Annotated in this window: 17 protein-coding genes; 5 read left to right on the top strand and 12 right to left on the bottom strand. The window is 68.5% G+C overall.

Translation table 11 applies throughout. From position 1 onward, the window contains the following. Both B551_RS01640 and trmL read left to right on the top strand, forming a co-directional pair. Window positions 1-614 (top strand): ComF family protein (locus B551_RS01640; protein ID WP_023263352.1); only part of this gene is annotated, 614 nt, incomplete at its 5' end. A gap of 56 nt (window positions 615-670) precedes the next feature. Beyond that, window positions 671-1,141, top strand: a complete 471-nt coding sequence (trmL, locus tag B551_RS01635) for a tRNA (uridine(34)/cytosine(34)/5-carboxymethylaminomethyluridine(34)-2'-O)-methyltransferase TrmL (protein ID WP_006580205.1) — start codon at window positions 671-673, stop codon at window positions 1,139-1,141. 26 nt (window positions 1,142-1,167) lie between these two features. Here the strand turns inward: trmL and B551_RS01630 are convergent, their stop codons facing one another. The 5 genes from B551_RS01630 to B551_RS01610 form a co-directional block, all read right to left on the bottom strand. After that, window positions 1,168-2,172 (bottom strand): tripartite tricarboxylate transporter substrate binding protein, encoded by a 1,005-nt coding sequence (locus B551_RS01630; protein ID WP_023263351.1) that lies wholly within the window; start codon window positions 2,170-2,172, stop codon window positions 1,168-1,170. Next, entirely contained in the window at window positions 2,169-3,194 is a 1,026-nt protein-coding gene (locus B551_RS01625; RefSeq protein ID WP_006579212.1) for an NAD(P)H-dependent glycerol-3-phosphate dehydrogenase, read from the bottom strand. The genes B551_RS01630 and B551_RS01625 overlap by 4 nt, the downstream gene beginning before the upstream one ends. A 219-nt stretch (window positions 3,195-3,413) precedes the next feature. Then, window positions 3,414-3,932, bottom strand: a complete 519-nt coding sequence (secB, locus tag B551_RS01620; protein ID WP_006579211.1) for a protein-export chaperone SecB — start codon at window positions 3,930-3,932, stop codon at window positions 3,414-3,416. 154 nt (window positions 3,933-4,086) lie between these two features. After that, window positions 4,087-4,344: a glutaredoxin 3 gene (gene grxC / locus B551_RS01615; RefSeq protein WP_006579210.1), complete on the bottom strand. Its 258-nt coding sequence runs from the start codon at window positions 4,342-4,344 to the stop codon at window positions 4,087-4,089. A gap of 142 nt (window positions 4,345-4,486) precedes the next feature. After that, window positions 4,487-4,900 (bottom strand): rhodanese-like domain-containing protein, encoded by a 414-nt coding sequence (locus tag B551_RS01610; protein WP_006579209.1) that lies wholly within the window; start codon window positions 4,898-4,900, stop codon window positions 4,487-4,489. Between the two features lie 141 nt (window positions 4,901-5,041). On the opposite strand from B551_RS01610, the gene gpmA reads away from it, so the two are divergent. From gpmA to B551_RS01595, 3 genes are all read left to right on the top strand, one after another. Further along, a complete protein-coding gene (gene gpmA / locus B551_RS01605; RefSeq protein ID WP_006579208.1) occupies window positions 5,042-5,788 on the top strand; it encodes a 2,3-diphosphoglycerate-dependent phosphoglycerate mutase in 747 nt (248 codons plus the stop codon). A 176-nt stretch (window positions 5,789-5,964) separates the two neighbouring features. Next, window positions 5,965-7,578 carry a S41 family peptidase gene (locus B551_RS01600; protein ID WP_023263350.1) on the top strand — a complete coding sequence of 538 codons (1,614 nt, stop codon included), beginning with the start codon at window positions 5,965-5,967 and terminating at the stop codon, window positions 7,576-7,578. 73 nt (window positions 7,579-7,651) lie between these two features. Beyond that, window positions 7,652-8,401 (top strand): molybdopterin-synthase adenylyltransferase MoeB, encoded by a 750-nt coding sequence (locus tag B551_RS01595; protein WP_006579206.1) that lies wholly within the window; start codon window positions 7,652-7,654, stop codon window positions 8,399-8,401. A gap of 86 nt (window positions 8,402-8,487) precedes the next feature. Here B551_RS01595 and mnmH read toward each other — a convergent pair whose 3' ends face one another. From mnmH to B551_RS01560, 7 genes are all read right to left on the bottom strand, one after another. Then, a complete protein-coding gene (mnmH, locus tag B551_RS01590; RefSeq protein WP_006579205.1) occupies window positions 8,488-9,675 on the bottom strand; it encodes a tRNA 2-selenouridine(34) synthase MnmH in 1,188 nt (395 codons plus the stop codon). Continuing rightward, on the bottom strand, window positions 9,675-10,757 hold the full coding sequence (gene selD, locus B551_RS01585; protein WP_023263349.1) for a selenide, water dikinase SelD: 1,083 nt from the start codon (window positions 10,755-10,757) through the stop codon (window positions 9,675-9,677). The genes mnmH and selD overlap by 1 nt, the downstream gene beginning before the upstream one ends. Before the next feature lie 221 nt (window positions 10,758-10,978). Beyond that, the gene (gene bfr / locus B551_RS01580; protein WP_006579203.1) at window positions 10,979-11,458 is read right to left on the bottom strand and encodes a bacterioferritin; all 480 of its coding nucleotides are present in this window, start codon (window positions 11,456-11,458) and stop codon (window positions 10,979-10,981) included. Window positions 11,459-11,578: 120 nt separating this feature from the next. Continuing rightward, the gene (locus B551_RS01575) at window positions 11,579-11,890 is read right to left on the bottom strand and encodes a bacterioferritin-associated ferredoxin (protein WP_043436792.1); all 312 of its coding nucleotides are present in this window, start codon (window positions 11,888-11,890) and stop codon (window positions 11,579-11,581) included. Between the two features lie 224 nt (window positions 11,891-12,114). Further along, a complete protein-coding gene (ptsP, locus tag B551_RS01570; protein ID WP_006579201.1) occupies window positions 12,115-13,896 on the bottom strand; it encodes a phosphoenolpyruvate--protein phosphotransferase in 1,782 nt (593 codons plus the stop codon). Window positions 13,897-13,946: 50 nt separating this feature from the next. Next, window positions 13,947-14,216: an HPr family phosphocarrier protein gene (locus B551_RS01565; RefSeq protein ID WP_006579200.1), complete on the bottom strand. Its 270-nt coding sequence runs from the start codon at window positions 14,214-14,216 to the stop codon at window positions 13,947-13,949. Further along, entirely contained in the window at window positions 14,185-14,640 is a 456-nt protein-coding gene (locus tag B551_RS01560) for a PTS sugar transporter subunit IIA (RefSeq protein WP_006579199.1), read from the bottom strand. The genes B551_RS01565 and B551_RS01560 overlap by 32 nt, the downstream gene beginning before the upstream one ends. Window positions 14,641-14,684 lie beyond the last annotated feature (44 nt).

Genomic DNA, 14,684 nt, shown 5'->3' with positions numbered 1-14,684 from the left:
TACCGCGCTGTCCGCGCTGCGCCTTGCCGCAGCGGACCGCCAGCCTCTGCGCGATCTGCCGCTGTGCGCCGCCCGCCTTCGATGCCACCATCGTGCTCGGCGACTATGCGCCGCCGCGCGAAGCGCTGGTGCTGGCGCTGAAGTTCGGCGGCGTGCTGCCGCTGGCGGGCTGGCTCGCGCGCGAACTGGCGTCGGAGTGGATCGCACGGCCGTCATCGCCCACAGACAATGCCGCTCGCGCGCCCTGCCTGGTCGTGCCGATTCCATTGGCGCCGGACCGGCTGGCCGAGCGCGGCTTCAACCAATCGTGGGAAATCGCCCGCAGGCTCGCGCCTCGCGTCGGCGCCGCGGCCAGCGCCGATCTGCTGGTGCGCGCGCGCAGTACCGCGCCGCAGGCCGCGCTGGCGGCCGACCTGCGGCATCCGAACGTCGCCGGCGCGTTCGCGCTCGCGCGGCATGCCGACCGGAGCCCCCTGCAGGGACGACATGTCGCCCTGGTCGACGACGTGATGACCACCGGCGCGACGCTGGCCGAGGCAGCCGCCGTGCTCAAGCGCCACGGCGCGGCGCGCGTCACCGCGCTGGTGGCGCTGCGCACGCCGGCCCCATCGTGATGCGCGATGGTGCTCGGGATGACAGCGCCGCCTCGGCACGGTAAGCTGCGCGCGCCATGTTCCATGTCGTCCTAGTCGAACCCGAGATCCCGCCGAACACCGGTAACGTGATCCGCCTGTGCGCCAACACCGGTGCCCAACTCCACCTCGTCAAGCCGCTCGGCTTTCCGCTGGACGACGCGCGCATGCGCCGCGCCGGCCTCGATTACCACGAGTACGCCAGCATGAAGGTGCACGAGGACTGGAACGCCTTCCTCGCCGGCGAACGCCCGGACCCGGCACGGATGTTCGCACTGACCACGCACGGCTCGACGCCGTTCGGGCAGGTGGCCTTCGCCCCCGGCGACTGGTTCGTGTTCGGTTCGGAAACGCGTGGGCTGGCGCCGGAGCGCCGGGAATGGTTCGCGCCGTCGCAGCGCATCCGCCTGCCGATGCGGCCCAACAACCGCAGCCTGAATCTGTCGAACACCGTCGCCGTGGTGGTGTTCGAGGCCTGGCGCCAGCAGGGCTTCGCCGGCGGCGCCTGAGGCGAAGCCGGCGCTTTCCTGGAGGGCTATTCCGGCTGCACGCCGGCCGCGCGAATCACCTGGTCCCAGCGCGCCTTCTCGCTGGCCATGGTCTGGCGCAGCGAGGCCGGCGCGGTGCCGGCGGGCATGAAGTACTGCGCCCGCATCTGCGCGCGCACGGCGTCGCTGCCGATGATCTTGACCAGCTCGCGATAGAGCCGGTCGACGATCGGCGCCGGCGTGCCGGCCGGCGCCAGCACCGCCTGCCACGAGATCGCCTCGAAGCCCGAATAGCCGGACTCGGCCACGGTCGGCACCGACGGCAACAGGCTGGTGCGGCCGCTGGTCGTCACCGCGAGCACGCGCAGCCGGCCCGCATTGACCTGCGGCATCGCGATCGCCGGCACCATGAACGCGGCCTGGATCTGTCCGGCGATCATCGCCGCCGCGATCTGCGGGAAGCCGGGATACGGGATGTGTTCGAGCGAGATGCCGGCGCGCGCCTTCAGCTGTTCCATCGCCAGATGCGCGGCGCTGCCGTTGCCGACCGAGCCGTAGTTCAGCGCACCGGGTCTGGCACGTGCCAGCGCGACGAATTCGCGCAGATCGCGCACGCCGGTGCGCGGGTCGACCACCAGCACATTGGGCGAGGTCGCCACCAGCGTCACCGGCGCCAGCTGGCGCACCGGATCGTAGGGAAGATGGCGCGACAGTGTCGGCGCCGTGACTAGCGGACCGTTGATCGTGAACAGCAGCGTATAGCCGTCCGGCGCGGCGCGGGCGACCTGTCCGGTGCCGATATTGCCGCCGGCGCCCGGGCGATTCTCGATGATCACCGGCTGGCCCAGCGCCTGCGCCAGCGGTTCGGATACCAGTCGCGCGATCAGGTCCGGAGACGACCCTGGCGGGAACGGCACCACCATGCGGATCGGCCGCGCGGGCCAGTCCTTGTCAGCCGCCAGCAGCGAGCGCGGCAGCGCCAGCGCACCGCCGCAGGCCGCCAGTGCGCCGAGCCAGCGGCGCCGCCGCTTGATGCGATCCGCCGCCGTCATTCGTCGCGCGCGTCGCGTTGCAGCAGCTGCGCGACCGCGTCGGCCACCGCCAAGCCTTCGAACAACACCGCGCAGACGGCCCGCGTGATCGGCATCTCGACGCCGTGCTGGTCCGCCAGCGCCGCCACCGCCTGCGCGCAGCGCACGCCTTCGGCGACATGGCCCAGGTCGGCGAGCACCTGTTCCAGCGTCCTGCCGCCGGCCAGCTGCTGGCCGACCTTGCGGTTGCGCGACAGATCGCCGGTCGCGGTCAGGATCAGGTCGCCCATCCCGGCCAGGCCCATGAAGGTCTCGGCGCGCCCGCCCAGCGCCAGACCCAGCCGCGTCATCTCGGCCAGGCCCCGGGTGACCAGCGCGGCGCGGGCATTGAGGCCGAGACCCAGCCCATCGCTGGCACCGGTGGCGATCGCCAGCACGTTCTTGACCGCGCCGCCGACCTCGACGCCGACCAGATCGTCGCTGCCGTAGATTCGCATCGCACGATGATGGAAGGCGCGCTGCGACAGTTCGGCGATGGCCGGCGCATTGCCCGCGACGGTCAGCGCGCACGGCAGTCCCAGCGCGACCTCGCGCGCGAAGCTCGGCCCGGTCAGCACGCCGTACTCGACCGGCACCGACGCGCCGGCGGCCGCCAGTTCCTCGGCCACCATCTGGTGCGGCATTGCATGGGTGCCGGCCTCGAAGCCCTTGCACAGCCACAGCATCCGCAGCGGCACGCCATGCGTGGCCGCCTCGGTGGCCAGGCGCCGCGTCATCTCCCGCAGGCCCGACACCGGCGTGGCAACGATCACCAGCCCGTCAGGCGCGCATAGCGCGTGCGCGGCGGCGCGGGCGAAATCGGCTTCGAAGCCGAGCCGCTCGGACAGCGGTACGCCAGGCAGATAGTCCGCATTGACGCCGGAGGCCGCCATCGCGGCGAGCTGCCCGGCGTCCCGGCCCCACAGCACGACCTGGTGCGCGGCGGCGGCATGGCTGGCCAGCGCGGTGCCCCAGGCGCCGGCTCCGAGAAAGGCGAGATTCATGATCGATGCGTGGTCGAGGCGTTGGTCAATGGCGTTGGTCGATGGCGTTGGACGATGGATCAGGCCGCTGCACGCCCGACGATGACGGCGATCGCAGCGATCCGGGCCGGCGCAGCCGTTGGCGCCATTGACTTTGAAGCTATTGATGCTTTTGAAGCTATAGACGCAAAAAGGCGGAACGGGGCCGCAGCCCCGTTCCGCCTGCGGATATGGCGACGATCAGTGACGTGCCTGCGTGCCATCAGGCATCACGATGCCGGAGCCGCCGCCCTCGGCCTGTGCCTGTTCCATCGCCGCCTGCAGACGCTGCTCGTACAGTGCCTGGAAGTTGATCTCGGACAGATGGATGGCCTGGAAGCCCGCGCGCGTGATCACGTCGGCGATATTGCTGCGCAGGTACGGATACAGGATCGTCGGGCAGGCGATGCCCAGCAGCGGATCGAGCTGTTCGTCCGGCACGTTGCGGATATCGAAGATGCCGGCTTGATGAGCCTCGACCAAAAAGGCGACCTTGTCCTGGACCTTGGTGGTGACCGTGCCGGTCACGACGACCTCGAAGATGCCGTCCGTCAGCTGCGAGGCGCCCACATTGACCTGCACTTCCACGGAAGGCGCTTCGGTCTCGAGGAAGATCTGCGGCGAATTCGGCTGCTCCAGCGACATGTCCTTCAGGTAGACGCGCTGGATATTGAAGTACGGTTGATCGTCCTGCTGCTGATTGGTTTGCTGGTCGCTCATGGATGGGTGCCCGAATGGCGGGAATGAAACGTGGCGGGAAGGGGACGGGCTGCGGGCGGCCGCGCGCCGGGCGGCGGCCAACCGCATGGTCCGGTTGGAAAACGCATATGGTACATGACGCGGATGACGAATTCATCCGCGCACGGGGCGGAAATCAGGCAGCCAGCAGCGGTGCCAGGCCCCCTTGGCGATCGAGCGCGGACAGATCGTCGAAGCCCCCGACGTGACGGTCGTCGATATAGATCTGCGGCACGGTGCGGCGACCGGTGCGGCTCATCATTTCCTCGCGCTTGCCGGGCTCGCGGTCGATCATGATCTTCTCGATCGTCTCGACCCCCTTCGAGCGCAGCAGGCGCTCGGCCATCTGGCAATACGGACACACCATCGTGCTGTACATGACGACGCGGGCCATGCGCTTATCTCCTTGCATCTTGCGGTTCAGACCGGGCCCGCCGCGGCAATCTCTGCGGCGGCCGGTCGACTTCTGGACTTTACCAGCGTCGGGGCGGGCCTGCTGACGGCCCGCCCGGGCGAGGCATCGGGCTGCGGCAGCCTTACTTGACCAGCGGCAGACCGGCCTGCTGCCAGGCGGCCACACCACCTTCAAGCGAATAGACCTCGCCGAAGCCGGCCTGCTTGAGCGCCGCGTGCGCCTTGGACGAACGCTGGCCGGTCTGGCATACGACGATGATGGGGGCGGACTTGTCCTTCGCAAGGCTGGCCGCGCGATTGGCCAGTTCGGCCAGCGGCGCGCTCCTGGCCTGCGGCAGGTGGCCCTTGGCGTATTCGGCCGGTTCGCGGATATCGACGACGACGGCGCCGCGCTTGTTGATCAGCTGCGTCGCCGTGGTCGCATTGACCGTCTTGCCGCCCGCGCCGCGCGAAATGGTCGGCCAGGCCAGCAGGCCGCCCGACACCACCGCGAGGGCGATCAGGGCAAGGTTGTTGTAGTCGGCGAAGAAATTCACGTTGGGTTTCCGGTGGGTTGTGTCGGCGGCATTATAAAATAGCCGGTTTCGCGCCCAGGCCCATGTCGACGGGGCCGCTTCCCGCGGCCGGCAAGTGGCTCGCGAGCGGCGCGCGCAGCATTCTCACTCTTTGGAAGCAGCATGTACAAACTCGTTCTCATCCGCCACGGCGAATCGACCTGGAATCTGGAAAACCGCTTCACCGGCTGGGTCGACGTGGACCTGACCGAGACCGGCGCGCAGCAGGCCCGCCAGGCCGGCCAACTGCTGAAGGACGCGGGCTTCGCCTTCGACGTCGCCTATACCTCGGTACTCAAGCGCGCAATCCGCACGCTGTGGCATGTGCAGGACGAGATGGACCTGATGTGGATCCCGGTGCGCAACGAATGGCGCCTGAACGAGCGCCACTACGGCGCGCTGGCGGGCCTGAACAAGGCCGAGACCGCCGCCAGGTTCGGCGACGAACAGGTGCTGGTCTGGCGCCGCAGCTACGACACGCCGCCGCCCGCGCTGGAGCCGACCGACCCGCGCGCCTCGTACGACGACCCGCGCTATGCCGGCGTGCCGCGCGAACTGATTCCGCTGACCGAATGCCTGAAGGACACGGTGGCCCGCGTGCTGCCGCTCTGGAACGAATCGATCGCCCCGGACATCAAAGCCGGAAAGCGCGTGGTCATCGCGGCCCATGGCAACAGCATCCGCGCGCTGGTGAAGTACCTCGACCAGATTTCCGATGACGATATCGTGGGCCTCAATATCCCGAACGGCACGCCGCTCGTGTACGAACTCGACGCCGAGCTGCGGCCGATCCGGCATTACTACCTGGGCGACCAGGAAGCGATCGCCGCCTCGCTGGCCGCTGTCGCCAGCCAGGGCAAGGCGCGCTGAGCCGGACGCGCCGGCCTTGGCGCATCAAGGCCCGCGCCGCATCGCGGCGCGGCCTTTTTTTCCGCCCGCTCTTATACTGTCGGTCAGACCGGACCGGCAGCGCCCTTTGCGCCACGCCGCAACCGGCGCAATCCACGGCGCCCTGCCCGGCGCCATTCAACGTTCAGGCAGCCCACATGCGTAAGACGCTCAAGAACATCAGCCTTGTCTCCGCGGGACTCGTTGCCGGCGTGCTCGCCACGCTGCAACTGTCCGCGACCGCGCAGAACTCCTCGGGGCCGCTGCCCCTGGAGCAGTTGCGGCTGATGGCGGACATATTCGGGCAGATCAAGCGCGAGTACGTCGAGCCGGTCGACGACAAGAAGCTGCTGACCGAAGCCATCAAGGGCATGGTGGCCAGCCTCGACCCGCATTCGTCGTATCTGGACGCCAAGGATTTCAAGGAACTGCAGGAAGGCACGCGCGGCCGTTTTGCCGGCCTGGGCATCGAGATCTCGCAGGAAGAGGGACTGGTCAAGGTCATCAACCCGATCGAGGACACGCCCGCCTTCCGCGCCGGCATCCAGCCCGGCGACCTGATCACCCGCATCGACGACAAGCCGGTGCGCGGGCTGCCGCTCGAACAGGCGGTCAAGCGCATGCGCGGCGAGCCCGGCACCAAGGTCACGCTGACGATCTACCGCAAGAGCGAAGAACGCACCTTCCCGGTGTCGATCACGCGCGCCGAGATCCGCGTGCAGTCGGTCAAGGCCAAGATGGTCGATCCGGCCATCGGCTGGGTCCGCCTGACCAGCTTCCAGGAGCGCACCGTGGCCGATCTGGGCCGGCGCCTGGCCGAGCTGGCGCAGAAGAATCCGAACATGAAGGGCCTGGTGCTGGACCTGCGCAACAACGGCGGCGGCGTGCTGCAGGGCGCGGTCGGCGTGTCGGCGGCCTTCCTGCCCGAGGACGTGACCGTGGTCTCGACCAATGGCCAGGTGCCCGACGCCAAGCGGGTCTACAAGACCAACTTCAACAATTACCGGCTGTCGTCGGTCGAGGACGATCCGCTGAAGGATCTGCCGCCGCTGTTCAAGAAGATCCCGATGGTGGTGCTGACCAACGCCTATTCGGCGTCGGCCTCGGAGATCGTCGCCGGCGCGCTGCAGGACCACAAGCGCGCGGTGATCATGGGCAAGACCACGTTCGGCAAGGGCTCGGTGCAGACCGTGCGGCCGTTGACGAACGACACCGGCATCAAGCTGACGATCGCGTACTACTACACGCCGTCGGGCAAGTCGATCCAGGCCAAGGGCATCCGTCCTGACATCCCGGTCGACCAGAACCCGGAAGGCGATCCGGACGACGCGCTGATCACGCGCGAAATCGATACCGAGCGCCATCTGCACAACAAGCAGGAATCCGAGGAAGCCGAGATGACCGAGCGCGAACAGCGCCGTGTCGAGGAACTGCGCCGGCTCGAGGAAGAGAACGCGAAGAAGTCGCCGGAGGAGCGCGAGAAGGAACGGCGCAAGAAGCCGATCGAGTTCGGCACCAACGACGACTTCATGCTGCAGCAGGCGATCCACCAGCTCAAGGGCGAGCCGATCAAGCGCTCGCGCTCCAAGCTCGAGGCGACGCCGGTGTCCGACAGCAAAGTGCCGAAGGGCCCGGTCAAGGCCGATCCGTCCAGGCGGGCGCCTGCGCCGGACGCCAAGCCCGCCGCGCCGGAAGGCAAGCCCGACAGCAAGCCGCCCGCGAGCGCGCCGATGGGCAAGCCGCTCGGCACGCCGACCGGCAAGGCGCCCTGAACGGGGCTCTGAACGAAGCTTGAACGCCTAGACGGAAGCATCGCGGCGGGACCCCGGTCCCGCCGCCCGCCCGATGAACGACGACCAACTGCTGCGCTACTCGCGGCACATCCTGCTCGATGAGCTGGGCATCGAAGGCCAGAGCCGGCTGCTGGCCGGCCGCGCACTGGTGATCGGCGCCGGCGGCCTGGGCGCCGCCGCGCTGCCCTACCTGGCCTCGGCCGGGGTCGGCACCATCGTCGTGGTCGACAACGACGATGTCGACCTGACCAATCTGCAACGCCAGATCCTGCACACCACCGCCAACGTCGGCCGACCCAAGGTCGAGTCGGCGCGCGAGGGCATGCTGCGGATCAATCCCGAAATCGACGTGCGGCTGGTGCCGGCGCGCGTCGGCGACAGCGAACTGGATGTGCTGGTGCGCGACGCCGACGTGGTGCTGGACTGCTGCGACAACTTCGCCACGCGCCATGCGGTCAACCGCGCCTGCGTCGCGCATCGCGTACCGCTGGTCTCGGGGGCCGCGCTGCGCTTCGATGGTCAGATCAGCGTATTCGATCGCCGGCGCGACGATGCGCCGTGCTACGCCTGCCTGTTCCCGCCGTCGGAGAACGCGCCGGAGGCCGCCTGCGCGACCATGGGCGTGTTCGCGCCCCTGGTCGGCATGGTCGGTACCGTGCAGGCGGCCGAGGCCCTGAAGCTGATCGCCGGCGTGGGCAACACGCTGGCCGGACGGCTGCTGATGGTCGATGCATTCCGCATGGAATGGACGACGATGGCGCTGGCGCGCACGCCCGACTGCGAGGTTTGCGGCGGGCATTGAAGCCATGGTGTTGCTCCCCTCTCCCGCTTGCGGGAAAGGGGCGGGGGGAGAGGGCAAGAGCGGTCGTCACGACTGACCGCGTCGGCTCAGCGAGAGCCTTTCCCTCTCCCCTTCCCCTCTCCCGCAAACGGGAGAGGGGAAGCAGGCGCCGTTCGCTCCCGCAGATATTCACGTACCGCCGTGCGATCGCCGCGAAACACGATGCGGCTCTCCCTCGCCTCGCGCTGGTAGTCGTACATCGGATCGTAATAATGGCGCAGCAGCACCGCGATCCAGACGCGATGCTCGTCGACCTCGCCGCTGTGCGCCTGGCGTTGCAGCGCGTGCGCGAGCAGCGCGGCCAGGCGCTCGTAGCGCTGGCCGCCGAGCCGGCGCGCGATGCCGGCCAGCGCTTCGCGCATCCGTTCCGAGAAGGCGGCGAAGCCCTTGTCCGGCCCATGCGCGGCGACGTATTCCGCGGCCAGATCGACCACATAGTCCTGCAGCACGCGTTCCACGCGCGCCTCGAACGGTTCGTCGATCCAGACCCGCGGACTGGCCTGCATGCGGGCATACAGACGCGGCGGCACGTCCCGGCTGCCGATGAAACGGCCCTCGTCCTCGACCACCAGCGTGCCGGCGCCGGCCGCGCGCCGCCGCAACAGGTCGATGGCCAGCCCGTTCTCGAAGTCGATCTGTGTCGGTTGCGGACGCGCGCGCCGGCCGAAGCTGGAGCCCCGATGCGCGGCGTGGGCCTCGAGATCGATGCCGCTGTCGAGCTCGGCCAGCAGCGCGGTCTTGCCGCTCCCGGTCAGGCCGCCGAGCACCAGCCAGTCGCATTCGCCGACGGCCGCGTCCAGCGTTTCGATCAGGAAGGTCCGCATCGCCTTGTAGCCGCCGATGACGCGCGGATAGTCGATGCCGGCCTCGCGCAGCCACTGCTGCGAGATCTGCGAGCGCAGGCCGCCGCGGAAGCAGTACAAATAGCCTTGCGGATGGCGGCGCGCGAACTCGGCCCAGGCGGCCACCCTCATTGCCTTGCGCTCGCCGCTGACCAGCGCATGGCCGAGCGCGATCGCCGCCTGTTGTCCTTCCTCCTTGTAGCGGCAGCCGACCCGGTGGCGCTCGTCGTCGTCCATCAGCGGCAGATTGACCGCGCCCGGAAAAGCGCCGCGCGCAAACTCGGCCGGCGCGCGCACGTCCAGCATCGGCACGCCGGACAGCAGCAGCGCCCGATAGTCGGCGCTGTCCGGCCTTGCCGAGGCCGCCGCCGATGGCGCGGGCATGCGGTCCATCAGCGCACCACCACCGCGTGATCGGTGTGGGCGGCGTGGGCGGCGTGGGCGGCGCGCTCGGTCATCTCGCCGATGCATTCGAGCGCGAGGCCGCATTCGGCTGCCACCGCCAGGAATTCCTGTTCGCCAGCGGGCTCGACCGCGACCAGCAGCCCCCCGCTGGTCTGCGGGTCGCACAGCACCGCGCGCCATTCGGCATCCAGTTCACCGTGGGCACAGCCGATCCGATGTCCGTAGCTGGCGAAGTTGCGCTGGGTGCCGCCCGGCACGCAGCCGGCGGCGACGTACTCGCGCACGCCGGGCAGCAGCGGCACCGCGGCGCGGTCCAGCCGGGCGCTCAGGCCGCTGCCCTCGGCCATTTCGACCAGATGGCCGAGCAGGCCGAAGCCGGTCACATCGGTCATCGCCCGCACCGCCTCCAGCCGGCCGAAGCGGCTGCCGGGACGATTCAGGCGGCACATCCACTCGGTCGCCAGGCGGCTATGTTCGTCGCGCAGCTTGCCCTGCTTGCCGGCGGTGGTCAGCACGCCGATGCCGAGCGGCTTGGTCAGGTACAGCCGGCAACCGGCGCGTGCGGTGTCGTTGCGCTTCAGATGCGCGCGCTCGACGATGCCGGTCACCGCCAGGCCGAAGATCGGCTCGGGCGCATCGATCGAGTGTCCCCCGGCCAGCGCGATGCCCGCCTCGTCGCAGGCACGGCGACCGCCGGCGACCACTTCGCGCGCGACCTCGGGCGGCAGCACGTTGACGGGCCAGCCGAGGATCGCGATGGCCAGCAGCGGGTCGCCGCCCATCGCATAGACATCGCTGATGGCATTGGTGGCCGCGATGCGGCCGAAATCGAAGGGATCGTCGACCACCGGCATGAAGAAGTCCGTGGTCGACACCACGGCGCGGCCGTCGTCGCTGCCGTCGATCGCATAGACCGCGGCGTCGTCGCGCGAGGCGTTGCCGACCCACAGGCGCGGGTCCAGATGCTGCGGCCCGCTGCCGGCCAGGATCACGTCGAGCACCTGCGGCGAAATCTTGCAGCCACAGCCAGCGCCGTGGCTGTATTGCGTCAATCGAATGGGTTCCGGCATGGGAGTGTCCTCGCTGGGAAATCGGACCGCGGAGGGGGCGGCAGCGCGGGAGAGGGGAATCGGGACCGGCGAATGGAACCGAGATGAGAAACCGAATGGGAATGAGAGGGATTCAAGCTGCGAAGCGCGCGGCGGCGGGCGGCTCGATGAGGCGCCGCTGACGACCGCCTGGCCCTGGAACTGGTGTTACGGGGCCTTGCGGGTCCTGCCGCGGCCGGGCTTTACTGCTCGCCCGGCTCCATCTGCGATTGCAGATAGTTCTGCAGGCCGACCTTGTCGATCAGATCCAGCTGCGTTTCCAGATACTCGATGTGCTCTTCGGTATCGGTCAGGATGTCGACCAGAATCTCGCGGCTGACATAGTCGCCGACCGATTCGCAGTAGGCGATGCCTTCCTTGACCGTCACGTGAGCGGTCTGCTCCAGCTTCAGGTCGCACTTGAGCATCTCGGGTGTGTCTTCGCCGATCAGCAGCTTGTGCAGGTCCTGCAGGTTGGGCAGTCCATCGAGCATCAGAATGCGGTCGATCAGCCGGTCGGCATGCTTCATCTCGCCGATCGATTCCTTGTACTCCACGTCGCCGAGCTTCTTCAGGCCCCAGTGGCGATACATACGGGCGTGCAGGAAATACTGGTTGACCGCGGTCAGCTCGTTGGTGAGCTGCGCATTCAGATACTGGATGACCTTCTTGTCACCTTTCATCGGGGGCTCCTGTTGCTACGGGCCCGCAAAAACACGACGCGGCGCTGGTTGCGCCGCGTGCAGTCAGAGGAAAACGACGAAGACACGCGCCGATCGCCGCTCTGCGATCGGCAAGCGTGTTCAGGCAACCAGTTCGGTTTGCTGGTCGTTCGCGACTGCCGGGTCCCGTGTGTCCATTATGGCACGCGGTACCGACGAGGAACAGGAGGAAAACTGGACGACGTGAACGGTCTGGGCCGTCACGGTGGCGGAGGCGCTCTGGCAGGACGCTGCAACGCCTTCGGCGAGAACCTGCTGCGCGCAATCGCGGCAGCGGCCGCAGCAAGTGCCGACGCCGAGCGTCTCGGCCAGCTCGTCGAGCGTCGACACGCCCAGCTGGACGGCGCCATGAATCTCGCGATCGGTTACCTGGTTGCAGATGCAGACGTACACAAAGCCTCCTTGGGGCAGCGCGGACACCGGCATGTCCTGACTGTTGAAGGCAGCATAACAGAGATAAAGAATGATAACAATTCCCATTAAGAAACAGAAACACGCCAGGGAATCTGCATCACTTTACTTACAAATCAAGGGCTTGGAACGTCACGTAGGCGCCCGGCACGCGGTACAAGCAGCACTTTACGGGCGTTGAGCTGGCCGCTATAACCCCGAGGGTTTCAGGGTTGTGACAGTCGCGCCAGCGCGGCCGCGGCCTCTTCCGGCTCGTAGGCGCACAGCACCTGCTCGACCAGCCCTTCCAGCCGCCCGCAGTCGGCATGCAGGATCTCCTGCTTGACGCGGAGCAGCTGGGCCGGATGCATCGAGAACTCGCGCAGGCCCATGCCGAGCAGCAGCCGGGTCATCGCGGGGTCGCCGGCCATCTCGCCGCAGACGGCGACCGGCACGCCAGCGTGGTTGGCATCGCGGATCGTGCGCGCGATCAGCTGCAGCACGGCCGGGTGCAGCGGGTCGTACAGATGCGCGACGGCGTTGTCGGCACGATCGATCGCCAGCGTGTACTGGATCAGGTCGTTGGTGCCGATCGACAGGAAGTCCATGCGCCGCAGGAACAGCGGCAGCAGCAGCACCGCCGCCGGGATCTCGATCATCGCGCCGACCTTCAGGTACGGGTCGTAGGCGACCCCGCGCTGATCCAGCTCATGCTTGGCGCGCGCCACCAGCTCCAGCGTCTGGTCGATCTCGCGGGCATGCGCCAGCATCGGGAACAGCAGCCGCACCGGCCCGAAGGCCGACGCGCGCAGCAGCGCGCGCAGCTGCGTCAGGAACATCGCCGGCTCCGACAGCGACCAGCGGATCGCGCGCAAGCCCAGCGCGGGGTTCAGCGCCGTCTCGTATTCCTCGGCGCGGCCGTCGCGCCCGTCGCGAAAATCCAGCAGCGGCTTGTCGGCGCCGATGTCGATCGTGCGGATGGTGACCGGCAGCCCGCGCATCGCCTCGACCGCGGCGCGGTAGGCCTCGAACTGTTCGTCCTCGCCGGGCAGTTCGCCGCGCCGGTTCATGAACAGAAACTCGGAGCGGAACAGGCCGACGCCGACCGCGCCGGCCGCCAGCGCGGCGGAGGCGTCCTCGGCCATCTCGATATTGGCCTCCAGATCGATCTCGATGCCGTCCAGCGTCACCGCGGGCGTATGCCGCAGCCGCTGCAGCCGCTTGTTCTCCAGCGCCCGTTCGCTCTGCCGGTGGCGGTATTCCTCGAGGATGATCGGCGTGGGATCGACGATCACCAGCCCCGCATCGCCGTCGATGATGATCCAGTCGTCCTGGCGGATCAGTTCGCTGGCGTTCTGCACGCCGACCGCGGCCGGGATGTCGAGGCTGCGCGCGACGATTGCGGTATGCGAGGTGCGCCCGCCCAGGTCGGTGACGAAGCCGTGGAACACGGTATGGCGGAACTGCAGCATGTCGGCCGGCGAGATGTCGTGGGCGACCACGACCACCCCGGGCGCCGGCTGGCCATCGGCCGCGACCGCGGGCACCGGCGCCGGCGTCAGCACCGGCGCGCCGGCCAGCACCTTCAGGATCCGCTCGACCACCTGCTCGATATCGGCCTTGCGCTCGCGCAGGTATTCGTCCTCGATCTCGTCGAACTGGCGCATCAGATCCTCGAGCCGCGTCGTCAGCGCCCATTCGGCGTTGTAGCGGCGCTCGCGGATCAGCCTCTCGGCTTCGCGCGACAGCATCTCGTCGTCGAGGATCATCGCGTGCACGTCGAGGAAGGCGCCCATCTCCTCCGGCGCATCGCGCGGCAGGTCGCGCTTGAGCGCCGCCAGTTCGGCCCGCACCGCGGTCCGCGCGTTGCGCAGCCGCAGCACCTCGTCCTCGAGCCGGTCCTCGTCGACCAGGTAATGGGACACGTCGAGCGCGGCCGGCGCCAGCAGGTGGGCGCGCCCGATCGCAACGCCGCGCGAGACTGGGATGCCGTGCAGGGCGAATGGCATGAACCGCTCCGTTCAGGAACGTTGATGAAATCCGGACAGGGCCTGCGCCCTCACTCTCCCTCGCCGAAGCGGTTGGCGATCAGCGCGGTCAGCGCGTCCATCGCCTCCTGCTCGTCGGGTCCCTCGGTTTCGATGGTGACCGTCGAGCCGATGCCCGCGGCCAGCATCATCACACCCATGATGCTCTTGGCGTCGACCTGCCGCCCGTTGCGCGACATCCTGACCTGACTGACAAAACTGCCCGCCAGTTGCGTGAGCTTGGCGGAGGCGCGGGCATGCAGCCCGAGCTTATTGATGATGGTGACGTCCCTCTGCAGCATACTTGTCGGGGTGGTTGGCGATCTGGTTCTGTACGGTGGTCGAGCCGATCTGCAGCACGCCCTGCGAGCCGCCGGCGAGCGCCTTGGTGGCGAGCTGGTCCAGCTTTTCGGAGCGGTAGCAGATCGCCCGCACGAGCATCGGCAGATTGACGCCGGCGAGCACCTTGATCCGGCCCGGCTCGGCGAGACGGGCGGCGATATTGGCGGGGGTGGCGCCGAAGATGTCGGTCAGCACCAGCGCCCCATTGTCTTCGATCACCGCGGCCAGGCAGCGGCGCGCCTCGGCCAGCACGGCCGCCGGCTCCGCATCCGGAGCGACGTCGATCGCCTCGACCCGCTTGGGCTCGCCGCAATAGACATGCGCGGCGCAGTCCCGCAGCGCCGAAGCGAGCGGCGCGTGCGCGATGATCAGAATGCCTGCCATGATGGTGAATCCTGTGGATTGCCGCGATTGTAGCAGGCGGGGTA

Origin of the sequence: Cupriavidus sp. HPC(L) (genome assembly GCF_000307735.3) — a bacterium.
Classification (GTDB): Bacteria; Pseudomonadota; Gammaproteobacteria; order Burkholderiales; family Burkholderiaceae; genus Cupriavidus.
The sequence above is the reverse complement of the archived record's forward strand: the minus strand, read 5'-3'. Positions and strand labels throughout refer to the sequence as shown.

Bases quoted from the DNA above. Each gene is read 5' to 3' on its own strand.
- trmL (WP_006580205.1), top strand. From the start codon at position 671: ATGTTCCATGTCGTCCTAGTCGAACCCGAGATCCCGCCGAACACCGGT.
- B551_RS01630 (WP_023263351.1), bottom strand. From the start codon at position 2,172: ATGACGGCGGCGGATCGCATCAAGCGGCGGCGCCGCTGGCTCGGCGCA.
- B551_RS01625 (WP_006579212.1), bottom strand. From the start codon at position 3,194: ATGAATCTCGCCTTTCTCGGAGCCGGCGCCTGGGGCACCGCGCTGGCC.
- secB (WP_006579211.1), bottom strand. From the start codon at position 3,932: ATGAGCGACCAGCAAACCAATCAGCAGCAGGACGATCAACCGTACTTC.
- grxC (WP_006579210.1), bottom strand. From the start codon at position 4,344: ATGGCCCGCGTCGTCATGTACAGCACGATGGTGTGTCCGTATTGCCAG.
- gpmA (WP_006579208.1), top strand. From the start codon at position 5,042: ATGTACAAACTCGTTCTCATCCGCCACGGCGAATCGACCTGGAATCTG.
- B551_RS01600 (WP_023263350.1), top strand. From the start codon at position 5,965: ATGCGTAAGACGCTCAAGAACATCAGCCTTGTCTCCGCGGGACTCGTT.
- B551_RS01595 (WP_006579206.1), top strand. From the start codon at position 7,652: ATGAACGACGACCAACTGCTGCGCTACTCGCGGCACATCCTGCTCGAT.
- mnmH (WP_006579205.1), bottom strand. From the start codon at position 9,675: ATGGACCGCATGCCCGCGCCATCGGCGGCGGCCTCGGCAAGGCCGGAC.
- selD (WP_023263349.1), bottom strand. From the start codon at position 10,757: ATGCCGGAACCCATTCGATTGACGCAATACAGCCACGGCGCTGGCTGT.
- bfr (WP_006579203.1), bottom strand. From the start codon at position 11,458: ATGAAAGGTGACAAGAAGGTCATCCAGTATCTGAATGCGCAGCTCACC.
- ptsP (WP_006579201.1), bottom strand. From the start codon at position 13,896: ATGCCATTCGCCCTGCACGGCATCCCAGTCTCGCGCGGCGTTGCGATC.
- B551_RS01565 (WP_006579200.1), bottom strand. From the start codon at position 14,216: ATGCTGCAGAGGGACGTCACCATCATCAATAAGCTCGGGCTGCATGCC.
- B551_RS01560 (WP_006579199.1), bottom strand. From the start codon at position 14,640: ATGGCAGGCATTCTGATCATCGCGCACGCGCCGCTCGCTTCGGCGCTG.